This is a genomic window from Arthrobacter sp. 05N33_2 (assembly GCF_056397425.1).
The window spans coordinates 35,097-47,233 of the sequence record NZ_JBFTNJ010000022.1 but is presented as its reverse complement, the minus strand read 5'-3'; the positions used below and the strand labels follow the sequence as shown (position 1 = coordinate 47,233).

Here is a 12,137-nt window from a genome sequence, read left to right as displayed (position 1 = left end):
GACGTCCGCCAGCCCGCCGGCGTCGTCGAACGCCGCTGACAAGGCCCGCCACCAGTGATCCGGGTGGACTTCCGTTCCGTCCGGGTGGGCGGCCCGGCCCTCGCGGACCAGCGTGCCGGTGCCGGCGTCGAGGATTACCACTTTGCAGCTTTGGGTGGAGGAGTCCACACCGGCAACAAGGTTCATGGAAGCAGCCGTCACGGTCTTAGCGGGCGCCGAGCAGGTGCTCGATGAAGAGCTGCTGCAGCTTCACGAAACCGAAGCCCTTGCCGCCGAAGTAGGCGTCGGCGTCGAAGTCCTCGTAGGAGGCGCGGTCCGCGCGGAGCTGTTCGTAGCCTTCGCCCGGGTTGAGGGTGGGTTCGTTGATTTCCGCCACGCGGGAGGCCTGCAGCGCGGCCTGGACCTCGGGGTCGGCGCGGAAGGCCTTGGCGCGTTCCTTGAGCAGCAGGTAGGTCTGCATGTTGGCGGCCGCGGAGTCCCACACGCCGTCGATGTCCTCGGTGCGGCTGGGCTTGTAGTCGAAGTGGCGCGGGCCGTCGTAGGCCGGTCCGCCGTCTGGCCCGCCGTTTTCGAGCAGGTCCACGAGCGAGAACGCGTTCTGCAGGTCGCCGTGGCCGAACACCAGGTCCTGGTCGAACTTGATGCTGCGCTGGCCGTTGAGGTCGATGTGGAAGAGCTTGCCCTGGTAGAGCGCCTGGGCGATGCCGTGGGTGAAGTTCAGTCCGGCCATCTGCTCGTGCCCGGTCTCGGGGTTGATGCCCACCAGTTCGGGGCGCTCGAGGGTTTCGATGAACGCCAGGGCGTGGCCGAGGGTGGGCAGGAGGATGTCGCCGCGGGGTTCGTTGGGCTTGGGCTCGATGGCGAACCGGATGTTGTAACCCTTGTCCGTGACGTAGTCGCCGAGCAGGTTCACGGCTTCACGGTAGCGTTCCAGGGCGCCGCGGATGTCCTTGGCGGCGTCGTATTCACTGCCTTCCCGGCCGCCCCACATGACGAAGGTTTCGGCACCGAGCTCGGCGGCGAGGTCAATGTTGTCCAGGACCTTGCGCAGGGCGAAGCGCCGGACGCCGCGGTCGTTGCTGGTGAAGCCGCCGTCCTTGAAGACCGGGTGGCTGAAGAGGTTGGTGGTGACCATCGGGACGATCATCCCGGTGGCCTTCAGCGCGCCGGTCAGCCGGTCGATTTCGCGCTGGCGGTCAGCCGCGGAGCAGCCGAAGGGAAAGAGGTCGTTGTCGTGGAAGGTGATGCCGTAAGCGCCGAGGTCGCTGAGCCTGTTGACGGCTTCCACCGTGTCCAGCGGCGGGCGGGTGGCGGAGCCAAACTGGTCCTGGGCCTCCCAGCCAACTGTCCAGAGGCCGAAGGAAAACTTGTCGTCACGGGTGGGCTGAATCGCCATTGAATGCTCCGAAGGTAGGTGTGGCTGCTGTTGCGCGGCTGGCGGGGAACCAGAGGGAATTGTTCTAGACCCAAACATATTATGAATTTTTGCGGTGTCAACCCCGCCAAGCACGGAATGGATGACCGGCTCTGGCGCTGCGGGTGGGTGAATGTTAAGTTGTCCGTAACAGCAATTTGGCCGGCAGATCAAGCAATGAGGCCCTTGGGGGAAGGATCCCACCGTGATTGATCAGATGGTGACCGAACGCAACTGGCCGGAAAACCTCAGCTACGAAACCCATCCGTGCACTGCGTCGGAACCGCAAGACCTCCGGCTGGGTTCGGATGAGAAATTCCGCAACGCCTTCCTGGACCGCGCGGTGGCCGGCCGCTGATAGTGTCACGATGATGCCTCCACGTACACTTGCTTCCGCGGCGGCGAGGGAGCCGGATCCGTCCCGCCGCAACAATTTGTCGCTGCTGACCTCCCTCGTCCACCACCACGGCGTCCTCAGCCGTGCCCAACTGACCCGGCACACGGGACTGAACCGTTCCACCGTCGGGACGCTGATCGGACAGCTCGTTGCGTTGGGCCTGGTCTATGAAACGGCGCCCGCCGGCGAAGGGCACGTCGGCAGGCCGAGTCCGAACGTCCATCCGAGCCCGTCGGTCGCGGCGTTGGCAGTCAACCCAGAAATCGACGCCGTCACTATCGGCCTGGTCAGTCTCGGGGGGAAGGTGCAAAAGAAGATCCGCTTCGACACGGAACGGATACCGAGCGCCCGCGAAGCGGTGAATATCGCATCGGCCGTGATCGCCGGGATGCGCTCCGAGCTGGATGCGTCCTACCGGATCACGGGCATTGGCATGGCCGTGCCCGGCCTGGTCAACCGCGACGACGGCGTGGTCCGGCACGCTCCGCACCTGGGCTGGCGGAACGAGCCGGTCGCCCGAATGCTGAGCGAAGCCACCGGCTATCCGTGCCAGGCCGCGAACGACGCCTCCCTCGGCGCCGAAGCTGAGCTGATTTTCGGCGCCGGCGCCGGGCAGGGGAACCTGATCTACCTCAACGGCGGCGCCAGCGGCATCGGCGGCGGAATCATCTCCGACGGGCAATTGCTCAGGGGCGCCTCCGGCTACGCCGGGGAGATCGGCCATACCTTTGTCCGCTCCGAAGGAAAGCGCTGCCACTGCGGCGCCACCGGCTGCCTGGAAACCGAAGTCTCCCAGTCCCGCCTCCTCGAACTGGCCGGCCTAAACCGCGGCGACACCGCCGACCTCGAAAAAGCGCTGGCAACGAGCAGCAGTGCTGAGGTGAACGACGAAGTGGCACGCCAGCTCATGTTCCTGGACATAGCCCTGCGCAATGCCGTGAACATTTTCAACCCCGAGGCAATCGTCCTGGACGGCTTCCTGGGAACGCTGTACGCCCTCGCACCGGAGTCGGTAGACGGAGTGCTGCTATCCCAGGCAATGGACGGCCCCGCCGGCCAGGTCGAGATCTACCGTGCAGCGCTCGGTTCTGACCTGATGATGATCGGGGCCGCGGAGCTGGCGTTTACCTCGTTCCTGGCCGACCCCGCGGGCCTCGGCACAACCACCCGCACCGCGCCCGCGGCGGGCTAGGAACCCGACACTGGTTCAAAAGCCGGAGCAGCCGGTACGGCGTTGCGCGCGGATCGACCCCTCAGGCCAACTATCTGCCATACAAATAGGTGGCATCAGTAAACGCCTCTTCACCGAATACCTCTCTTGCCTCAGTCTGGTTACTAGACCTGCAGCGACCCCACTCAAGGCAATCAGTACTTAGAAGGAATTCAACGTGGAAACTCCCCTCTCCCATCTTGCCCACCTCGAAATCACCACTCCCGACGTCGAAGCCTCGGCTCGGTTCTACGAGGAAAAGTTCGGCATGCGCATCATCGACCGGGTGGACGGCAACGTCTACCTGCGCTGCTGGGGTGACTACTACCGCTACAGCCTGGTCCTCACGGAAGGTCCGGAAGCTTCCCTCGGCCGGATGGCCTGGCGCGCCAACTCCCAGACCGCCCTGGAAGCCGCAGCCCAGCGCGTCGAAGCAACCGGTGTCCAGGGCAGCTGGACCGCCGGCGGCCACGGCTACGGCAAGACCTACGAATTCACCGGCCCCTATGGCCACCCCATGCGCCTCTTCTTCGACGTTGAGAAGTTCGTGGCCGAACCCGGTTTTGAATCCACCTACCCGGACCGGCCGGAGCGCCGCAGCAGCCACGCCGCAGCGCCCCGCTTCCTGGACCACGTCACCGTGGCCTCCTCCGATGTCCGAGGCTTCGCCAAGTGGTACAACGAGGCCCTGGGCTTCCGCGTCATGGCCTTCGTGGACCTGGACGAGGCACCCATCACCGTCTTCTCCGTGCTCACGACCAACGAAAAGTCCCACGACCTGGGCGTGGTCCTGGACACCTCCAGCCGCGCGGGACGCGTCAACCACATCGCCTTCTGGGTGGACGCCACCGAAGACCTGCTGCGCACCGCGGACGTCATGATGGAAAACGGCACCGCCATGGAATACGGCCCCTCCATCCACGGCGTGGGCGAGCAAAACTTCCTCTACTTCCGCGACCCGTCAGGCCTGCGCGTCGAGCTCAACTCCGGCGGATACCGCAACTACGTCCCGGACTGGGAAGCCAACACCTGGAAGCCCTCCGAAGGCTCCAACAACTTCTACAAGAACGGCGCCATGCCGCACTCCATGACCGAATCCTTCCCTCCCGCGGAAGGCTTTACCGCCACCGAAGAAGGCGCCTCCCCCGAAATGAAGGAAGCCCTCCTGAACCCCTACGCCAAGCAGGGACGGGGCTAGGACACCATGGCCGAAACACAATATGCACTCATCCGGTTCCAGGAGACCGGTGACAGCAAGGCCCGCGCGGGCCTGCTGGTCGGCGACCGCGTCGTGGCCCTGAATGAGGAGATCAATACACTGATCGAGCACTGGGGCGCCGCCGAGAGCCAGCTGGACGCCATCGCCGCATCGGCCGGCGAGGACACCGGCCTGGCGATGGCCGACATCGAGGTCCTCGCCCCGGTAGAGCCTGTCCAGGTCCTTCAGACCGGCGCCAACTACCGCAAGCACGTCATCGACCTCGCCGCAGCCCACCGCGAACCGGGCCAGGACGAGGACGAAGTCCGGGACCGGACCGCCGCGATGATGGACAAGCGCGCGGGCCAGGGAACGCCGTACTTCTTCATCGGGCTGCCGACGGCGATCGCGTCCGCCACGGACGACCTCACCCTGCCTGCCTACTCCAAGTCCCACGACTGGGAACTTGAACTGGCCGCGGTGATCGGCAGGACGGCGTTCCGGGTCACCCCCGAGGAAGCCCTGGACTACGTCTTCGGCTACACCATGGTCAACGACATCACGACCCGTGAGTACGTGTTCCGCAAGGACATGCCGGCGATCGGCTCGGACTGGTACCGCGCCAAGAACGCCCCCGGCTTCCTGCCCACCGGACCGCTGCTGGTACCCGCCAAGTTCTTCGGCGACCCGCAGGACGTCCAGGTTACGCTGAAGCTCAACGGCAAGGCCATGCAGGACGAGTCCACCTCAGACATGATTTTCGGTGTCGCCAAGCTGATCAGCGAGGCCTCCCAGATCATGCCGCTGCGCCCGGGAGACCTCGTGCTCACCGGAAGCCCCGCCGGCAACGGCCAGCACTGGGGAAGGCTGCTCCAGGACGGCGACGTCATGGAGGGCACCATTACAGGTCTGGGCACCCAGCGCATCCACTGCAAGGACGAAGTTGTATCTGAAGGCAGCCAGCAGTGACCAGCCAGGACACAGCACCAACCACCACCGGCACCGGGGAATCAGCCACCGATTCCCCGGTCATCCGGCGTGAGGATCCGCTCGGCAGCATCCGCGCCATGGCCGAATCCCACAACAACTGGGGCCGCTGGGGCCAGGACGACGTCCTTGGGACCCTGAACTTCATCGACGCGGACAAGCGTATTGAAGCAGCAGCCCTGGTAAAGACGGGCGAGGCCTTCTCGCTGTCCCAGCCGTTCGACACCAACGGACCGCAGAAGGGCTGGCGGCGACGCACCAACCCTGTCCACACCATGACCGACACCGGGGTGGACGCCGAACGCGGCAACCAGGGCTTCCCGCACGGCTTCGGCGGCGCGGACGACGTCATTGCCATGCCGCTGCAGTGCTCCACCCAGTGGGACGGCCTCGGCCACATCTTCGACCAGGGCAAGGCCTGGAACGGCCGCGCCGCAGGGGACGTGGTCACCTCCGAAGGCGACCTGGTCACCGGCATCGAAACCGCCGCGGCCAAGATCGTCACCCGCGGCGTCCTGCTGGACGTCGGCCGCGCGCTCGGACCAGAGCTGGGAAGGAACGACGGCGAGCTGCCGGACGGTTTCGCCATCACCCCCGAACACCTCCAGCGGACCATCGACCTGCAGGGCCCCCGCTCAAAGGTTGGCCGGGGCGACATCCTGGTGATCCGCACCGGACAGCACACCCGGGTGCGCCGCGACGGCTGGGGCGACTACGCCGGCGGCTCAGCCCCGGGGCTGTCCTTCAGCACCGCACCCTGGCTTCACCGCAGTGAAATCGCGGGGATCGCCACGGACACCTGGGGTTTCGAGGTCCGGCCCAACGAGTTCGACGGCGCCTTCCAGCCCCTCCACCAGATCGCCATCCCCAACCTTGGGCTGTTCCTCGGCGAAATGTGGGACCCGGACGGCCTCGCGGAGGCTTGCGCGGCAGACGGCAGGTACGACTTCCTGCTCACCGCGGCGCCCCTGCCCATTACCGGCGCCGTCGGATCGCCCGTCAACCCGATCGCCCTCCGGTAGCTTTCAGTACAACAGCACGACAACCATCATCAGTCAGGCCGTCAATACAAAGGAGTCAGCGATGGCAGCAGTACAGAACGTCGGAATCGTCGGGGCGGGAGCCGCGGGACTGACCGCCGCCATCCTGCTGGCCGACGCGGGAATCCAGGTTGAAATCCTGGAGAAGGCCGATGCCCCGCAAACCCTTGGCTCTGGAATCACATTGCAGGGGAACGCCCTGCGGGTCCTCCGCCAGCTGGGCGTCTGGGAGCAAATCGAGGCGAAGGGCTACGCGTTCAGCACCCTCGGCCTGCGCGCCCCAGACCCCGCCGGCACCGTCATCGCCGTATTGGATGACATGCGGACCGGCGGCGACGACCTCCCAGCCACCCTGGGCATGTACCGCCCCGACCTCACCGCCATCCTCCGCGAGCGTGCCGGGCAGGCAGGCGCACGGATCAGCTACGGCAAGACGGTCACCGAAATAACGGACGACGGCGGTTCCGTCACCGTGAGCACCTCCGACGGCGGCACCGACCGCTACGACCTCCTGATCGGCGCCGACGGCCTGCACTCAGCTGTCCGCAAGGCCATCGGCATCGATGTTGAACCCCGGTCCACGGGCATGGGCATCTGGCGCGCGTTCGTGGAACGGCCGCAGGACGTGGTCCGCACCGACCTGACGTACGGCGGCCCTTGCTTTATTGCCGGCTACTGCCCCACCGGCCCTGACACCATCTATGCCTACCTCGTGGAAAGGGCCCAGGAGCGCAAACACGAGGACGGCCCGCGCATTATGGCCGAACTCGCCGCAGCCTACGGCGGCCCATGGAACGAGATCCGCGCCAACCTGGACCAGAGCGCCCGTATCAACTACACCTGGTTCACTGCCCACCTGGTGGACGGGCCGTGGAACCGCGGCCGCACCGTCATCATCGGCGACGCCGCCCACAGCTGCCCGCCAACCATCGCGCAAGGTGCTGCCATGGCAATGGAAGACGCAGCCGTGCTGGCCGATCTCCTGATCGGCGCCGACGAGATCACCGAGACACTCTGGAAAGAGTTCACCGACCGCCGACTGGACCGGGCAAAAGCAGTGGTCGACGCCTCCGTCCAGCTGGGCCAGTGGATGCTCGACGGCGTCCGGGACGCCAACGTTCCGGGCCTCATGCATTCAGTCTCCAGCTTGGTTAGGGAGCCCGCATGAGCACCGGCCCTGCTGAAAAACCCACCGTGGACGTCCACGCCCACATCCTGCTTCCGGCCCTGCAGCAATTGGTGGCCGAAGCTGATCCCGAGGGCTTCGGCGCTCAACAGGCTCTGGAAGTCCGGCGCAACGGACCAGAGTCGATGGCCGCTTCGGGAAAAATGATCAAGGAGCGCTGGCCGCAGCTGACGGACCTGGACCGCCGTCTTGCGGACATGGACGCCCAAGGCGTGGACGTGCAGCTCGTCTCGCCGTCGCCGTCGCACTTCTACTATTTCGCCGCGGAAGAGCTGGCCCTGCAGGTTGCCAGGGCCGCCAACCAGGCGGTGCGGGAGTTCGTGGCCCGCGCCCCGGAACGGCTGAACGGCCTGGGCCTGGTCCCGCTGCAGCACCCTTCCTTGATGGTCGAAGCCCTGGAACACGCCATGCTGGAGTGCGGGTTGCTAGGCGTGGAAATCGGCTCGTTCGCCGCCACCCCCGCCGACCCGGAGCGCAGCACCGTTGAGCTGTCCGACCCCAGGCTGGAACCGTTCTGGAGCCGGGCCGAGGAGCTTGGTGCCCTGGTCTTCCTGCACCCGTTCGGCTGCTCGCTGGACGAGCGGCTGGACCGCTTCTACCTCGCCAACACCGTCTCCCAGCCCGCGGAAAACGCGGTGGCCCTGTCCCACCTGATCTTCAGCGGTGTCCTGGACCGGCACCCGAGCCTGTTGGTTCTGGCCGCGCACGGCGGCGGCTACCTTCCCACCAGCCTTGGCCGCTCCGATCACGCCTGGAGGGTCCGGCCGGAGGCACGCGGCTGTGCTGAGCCGCCGTCRTCGTATGTGAAGAAGCTGTTCTTCGACTCCCTGGTCCACAGCCCGGCTGAACTGCGGGCGCTCGTGGCCGCCGCTGGCCCGGGGCAGGTGCTGCTGGGCTCGGACTACCCGTTCGACATGGGCTCCGACCGCCCCGTGGCCGAGGTCATCGAGGCACAGCTTTCCGCCGAGGACGAGGCCAGGGTGCTGGCCGGCAACGCCGCTGCCCTGGGCATCACGCCCGCTTCCATCCTCACCGCCCGCCGCACAGCCTAAGGACGTTCTTATGGTCAAGATTGCTCGCTGGAACCACGACGGCGGGACGCAGTCCGGCTTCGTCGACGGCGGTAACTGCTATGCCCTGCCCGCAGGCCAGACGGTTCAGACACTCCTGGAAGCAGGGCTCGAGGCGACCCTGGGTTTGGCCCGGCGGATCATCGGGTCTGGCCCGGCCGTTCCGCTGGCGGACGTGCAGCTGCTCGCCCCACTGGCGCCCGCCACCATCCGGGATTTTGTCGCGTTCGAGGAACACGTCGAAGGCGTGCGGAAGAGCATCGACGGCGTGGCCGGCGTGGTGCCCGAATGGTACGAGGCGCCCACCTTTTACTTCACCAACCCGCATACGGTGACCGGCACCGGCGAGGTGATTGGTATTCCGGCGGGCTGCGAGGACCTGGACTTCGAGACCGAGGTAGCCGCCGTCGTCGGGCGCGTCCCCGGAAGCGACGGCCGGAACCTGACTGCAGCGGAGGCGCACCGGCACATTTTCGGCTACACCGTCCTCAACGACTGGTCGGCGCGGGACCTGCAGCGCCGGGAGATGAGAGTCAGCCTGGGGCCGTGCAAGGGCAAAGACTTCGCCAATACGCTGGGGCCTTGGATTGTCACCGCGGATGAGTTCGAGGACCTGCACGACGCCGAGGGGTTCCTGCCGATCTCCATGGCCGTGGAAGTCAACGGGAAAGCCATCGGCCAGGACCTGCTGTCCAATATGGGTTGGCCGTTCGCCGAGCTAGTGGCCTACGCCTCGCAGGACTCCGTGGTCCGGCCCGGCGATGTGCTGGGCTCCGGCACCTGCGGCAGCGGTTGCCTCGCGGAGCTCTGGGGACGGAACGGCGCGAAGACTCCCCCGCCGCTGAAGACGGGAGACATGGTCCGCATGACGGTGGAAGGCATCGGGACCATAGAGAACACGGTAGGTGAACGCCGTAACGCCGGGACTCTGGTGCGTGCCCGGCAGCGTCCGCGCAACCGGGTTGCCGCTGCGGTTACGTCCGGTATCTAGGGTGCTCTCCCTTCAGCTCGATGGCCGGACCGTGGTGGTCACCGGCGCTGGCCAGGGCCAGGGCGCTGCCGAGGCGCGCATGCTGGTGGAGGCCGGGGCCCGCGTCATTGCCACAGACCTCGCAGCGGACATACCGGCCGAGCTGGCCGCCGTGTCATCGTCTTCGGCCGGTGCGCTGGTGTACCGGCAGCTGGACGTCAGCGATGCCTCCGGCTGGTCCGATCTCGCTTCCTGGATCGAGTCCCAGGGGTGGCAGGTGGACGGGCTGGTCAACAATGCGGGCATCACCCAGCGGAGCCGGTTGCTGGATGCCTCTGTGGCTGACCTGCAGCGCGTCTATGAAGTCAATGTCGCCGGAAGCTTGCTGGGGATCCAGGCGCTCGCACCGCTGATGGGCAGTGCCGCATCCATCGTCAATGTCGGTTCCGTCGCAGGCCTGACCGCGCACTATCCGGTGGCCTATACCGCCAGCAAGTGGGCGTTGCGGGGCCTCTCGCAGGTGGCGGCCATGGAACTCGGCCCGCGGGGGATCCGCGTTAATACTGTCCATCCGGGCTTCATCGAAACGCCCATGACGGCGAGCGCTAAGCCGGAATTCAGGCAGGCCACCCTGGCCGAGACCCCGCTGGGCCGCACTGGAAGCGTGGAGGAAGTGGCCGGCGTCGTGCTGTTCCTCCTCAGCCCGCTCTCGTCCTTCGTGACCGGCGCCGAGATCCCGGTGGACGGCGGCCAGTCGGGCCACGGCGGAGCAAAGTCTGTCTCCGACGCCATGCGCTGACGCGGTGCACGATTCCAACTAGCCCGGCAGCACGGCCGACCAGCCGCCGTCGACCATCAGGTTGGCGCCCGTCACGTATGACGCTTCGTCGGAGGCCAGGAACAGCGCGCATTTGGCCACTTCTTCCGGCGTGCCGATCCGGCCCAACGGGATGCTGCCGGCGATGGACCGCATGGGGTGGTCGGCGGCCAGGAGGTTGCCCTCGGTCGCTGCGGTGCGGATCATTCCGGGGCTGACAGTATTGACGCGGAGTCCATGCGGAGCCCCTTCGGCCGCGAGCTGCCTGGTCATGGCCACCACGGCCCCCTTCGTGGCGGTGTGGGCCAGCCGGCCGTTGGTCATGGAACCGGTAACTCCTGCCGTGGATCCCACCAGCACGATGGCGGCGTCCCGCACGCGGATCAGTTGTGGCCAGAAGTATTTGACCGGCAGGAACACCACATCCATCTCGTGTTCGACATTCCACTTCCAGTCGGCAAACGTGAGCTGCTCCACCGGGGCGAAGCGGGTGACCGCCGCGTTGGCATACAGGATGTGCACCTGGCCGTGGTTTGCGGCTACGTCCTGCGCCCATGCCGCCACAGCGGCCTCGTCTGTGAGGTCAACCCGGCTGCTGCTCATCCGGCCCCCGGCGGCGGTGACCTGGCGGACGGTGGCCGCGGCGCCGTCGTCGTCCATGTCACAGCCCACCACCACGGCGCCCGCCTCGGCGAAGGCGAGCGCCGCCGCCCTGCCTTGGCCGCTGGCCGTTCCGGTGATGACGGCGGTCTTGCCGTCGAGGCGCTGGCTGGAGACAGGCATGGGGGATCCCTTTCGAAAGTACGTTTCTTCGACTTTCGCAGGGATGGTCCGGATGGGGAACGGCGCTTTGGTTCTAGGTGGTATCCGCCGCGTGGATAGTTACCGGGTGCGCGGTGATGGGGAAGAGTTCGTGCAGCCGCGAACAGGCCCGCTGGACCACGGAACGCAGCCAGACGCTGGCAGGGTCCTCCGCCTGGGACGGGTGCCAGTACATCGCTTCCACGAGGGACGCTTCAGCGCCTTCGGAGAACCCCAGCACAACGATATCCGCGCCGCGCTGGGCCCGTGCTGCCAGCATCCCGGGGACGAGCGCCACGAGGTCTGTCCCTTCCACCAGGAGTGGCAGGGACAGGAACCCGGCCACCACAGCCGCCACGCGGCGCTGAATACCTCGCGATTCGAACAGCTTGTCCGCCGGGGTGCTGATTCCCTCACCGAAATAGCCGACGGCGTGGGGAACGGTGGCCAGGTCCTCCACGGTGAGCCGGGGCCGCTGGAGCAGGGGATTTCCGGTGTCAGCCACAGCAACAAAGCTGTCCCGGAACAGCTGCTTGCTGGCTCCCTGCATCTGGTATCCCGTGGGCCCGACGAGCAGGTCGATTTTTGAGTAGTCGGCCATCTGGCCCTGGATCCCGGACTTGGCTGTGGGAACGAAATCCACCGACACTCCGGGGGCCTCCTCGCGCAGTATCCCCCGCAGCGGCCCCACGATCAGGGCCGCCGCGTAATCCGAGGCGGCGATAATGAACTCCCGCTCGCTCGTGCCGGCGTCGAAGCCGGACCGCACCCGCGTGGCCCGCTGGATGTGAAGCATGGCTTCATCAACCAGCGGGACCAGGGACTGTGCGAAGGGCGTGAGGTCATAGGCGCGGCCGTTCCGCACCAGGAGTTCGTCGTCGAAATGGCGCCGGAGCCTGGCCATTGCGGCGCTGGTGGCCGGCTGGCTGAGCTGGAGCCTCTCGGCTGCCCGGGAGATATTCCGCAGTTCCAGCAGGACCTGCAGCTGGGGCAGCAGGTTGAGGTCCAGGTTCTTCATACCCACAGGTTATCCGTGCCTCGACGTCA

At 66.6% G+C, this 12,137-nt stretch carries 12 protein-coding genes and 1 pseudogene; 9 read left to right on the top strand and 4 right to left on the bottom strand.

Annotated features, from left to right (window positions below; genetic code table 11):
• Together AC1DHX_RS11535 and xylA are read right to left on the bottom strand one after the other, a co-directional pair.
• Window positions 1-186: pseudogene (locus AC1DHX_RS11535) on the bottom strand (xylulose kinase); the annotation flags it as partial.
• Between the two features lie 19 nt (window positions 187-205).
• Window positions 206-1,396 (bottom strand): xylose isomerase, encoded by a 1,191-nt coding sequence (xylA, locus tag AC1DHX_RS11530; RefSeq protein WP_223981120.1) that lies wholly within the window; start codon window positions 1,394-1,396, stop codon window positions 206-208.
• A gap of 223 nt (window positions 1,397-1,619) precedes the next feature.
• Here xylA and AC1DHX_RS11525 point away from each other — a divergent pair, with 223 nt between their 5' ends.
• The 9 genes from AC1DHX_RS11525 (at window position 1,620) to AC1DHX_RS11485 (ending at window position 10,271) form a co-directional block, all read left to right on the top strand.
• Window positions 1,620-1,772, top strand: coding sequence for a hypothetical protein (locus tag AC1DHX_RS11525; RefSeq protein ID WP_476859966.1), 153 nt, complete (start codon window positions 1,620-1,622; stop codon window positions 1,770-1,772).
• Between the two features lie 10 nt (window positions 1,773-1,782).
• Complete coding sequence (locus tag AC1DHX_RS11520) at window positions 1,783-3,003, top strand: ROK family transcriptional regulator (protein WP_476859967.1); 1,221 nt, start codon at window positions 1,783-1,785, stop codon at window positions 3,001-3,003.
• A 196-nt stretch (window positions 3,004-3,199) separates the two neighbouring features.
• The gene (locus tag AC1DHX_RS11515) at window positions 3,200-4,219 is read left to right on the top strand and encodes a VOC family protein (protein WP_476859968.1); all 1,020 of its coding nucleotides are present in this window, start codon (window positions 3,200-3,202) and stop codon (window positions 4,217-4,219) included.
• Between the two features lie 6 nt (window positions 4,220-4,225).
• Window positions 4,226-5,188: a fumarylacetoacetate hydrolase family protein gene (locus AC1DHX_RS11510; RefSeq protein WP_476859969.1), complete on the top strand. Its 963-nt coding sequence runs from the start codon at window positions 4,226-4,228 to the stop codon at window positions 5,186-5,188.
• Window positions 5,185-6,228: a cyclase family protein gene (locus tag AC1DHX_RS11505; RefSeq protein WP_476859970.1), complete on the top strand. Its 1,044-nt coding sequence runs from the start codon at window positions 5,185-5,187 to the stop codon at window positions 6,226-6,228. Before AC1DHX_RS11510 ends, AC1DHX_RS11505 begins: the two co-directional genes overlap by 4 nt.
• Before the next feature lie 61 nt (window positions 6,229-6,289).
• Window positions 6,290-7,414, top strand: a complete 1,125-nt coding sequence (locus AC1DHX_RS11500; RefSeq protein ID WP_476859971.1) for an FAD-dependent monooxygenase — start codon at window positions 6,290-6,292, stop codon at window positions 7,412-7,414.
• Complete coding sequence (locus AC1DHX_RS11495) at window positions 7,411-8,484, top strand: amidohydrolase family protein (protein ID WP_476859972.1); 1,074 nt, start codon at window positions 7,411-7,413, stop codon at window positions 8,482-8,484. The genes AC1DHX_RS11500 and AC1DHX_RS11495 overlap by 4 nt, the downstream gene beginning before the upstream one ends.
• A 10-nt stretch (window positions 8,485-8,494) precedes the next feature.
• On the top strand, window positions 8,495-9,493 hold the full coding sequence (locus AC1DHX_RS11490; RefSeq protein WP_476859973.1) for a fumarylacetoacetate hydrolase family protein: 999 nt from the start codon (window positions 8,495-8,497) through the stop codon (window positions 9,491-9,493).
• 1 nt (window position 9,494) lies between these two features.
• The gene (locus AC1DHX_RS11485; RefSeq protein ID WP_230008665.1) at window positions 9,495-10,271 is read left to right on the top strand and encodes an SDR family oxidoreductase; all 777 of its coding nucleotides are present in this window, start codon (window positions 9,495-9,497) and stop codon (window positions 10,269-10,271) included.
• 18 nt (window positions 10,272-10,289) lie between these two features.
• Here the strand turns inward: AC1DHX_RS11485 and AC1DHX_RS11480 are convergent, their stop codons facing one another.
• Both AC1DHX_RS11480 and AC1DHX_RS11475 read right to left on the bottom strand, forming a co-directional pair.
• Window positions 10,290-11,072 (bottom strand): SDR family NAD(P)-dependent oxidoreductase, encoded by a 783-nt coding sequence (locus AC1DHX_RS11480; protein ID WP_476857615.1) that lies wholly within the window; start codon window positions 11,070-11,072, stop codon window positions 10,290-10,292.
• 73 nt (window positions 11,073-11,145) lie between these two features.
• Entirely contained in the window at window positions 11,146-12,108 is a 963-nt protein-coding gene (locus AC1DHX_RS11475) for a LysR family transcriptional regulator (protein WP_476849710.1), read from the bottom strand.
• Window positions 12,109-12,137: the final 29 nt, after the last annotated feature.

Bases quoted from the DNA above. Each gene is read 5' to 3' on its own strand.
- xylA (WP_223981120.1), bottom strand. From the start codon at position 1,396: ATGGCGATTCAGCCCACCCGTGACGACAAGTTTTCCTTCGGCCTCTGG.
- AC1DHX_RS11520 (WP_476859967.1), top strand. From the start codon at position 1,783: ATGATGCCTCCACGTACACTTGCTTCCGCGGCGGCGAGGGAGCCGGAT.
- AC1DHX_RS11510 (WP_476859969.1), top strand. From the start codon at position 4,226: ATGGCCGAAACACAATATGCACTCATCCGGTTCCAGGAGACCGGTGAC.
- AC1DHX_RS11500 (WP_476859971.1), top strand. From the start codon at position 6,290: ATGGCAGCAGTACAGAACGTCGGAATCGTCGGGGCGGGAGCCGCGGGA.
- AC1DHX_RS11490 (WP_476859973.1), top strand. From the start codon at position 8,495: ATGGTCAAGATTGCTCGCTGGAACCACGACGGCGGGACGCAGTCCGGC.
- AC1DHX_RS11480 (WP_476857615.1), bottom strand. From the start codon at position 11,072: ATGCCTGTCTCCAGCCAGCGCCTCGACGGCAAGACCGCCGTCATCACC.
- AC1DHX_RS11475 (WP_476849710.1), bottom strand. From the start codon at position 12,108: ATGAAGAACCTGGACCTCAACCTGCTGCCCCAGCTGCAGGTCCTGCTG.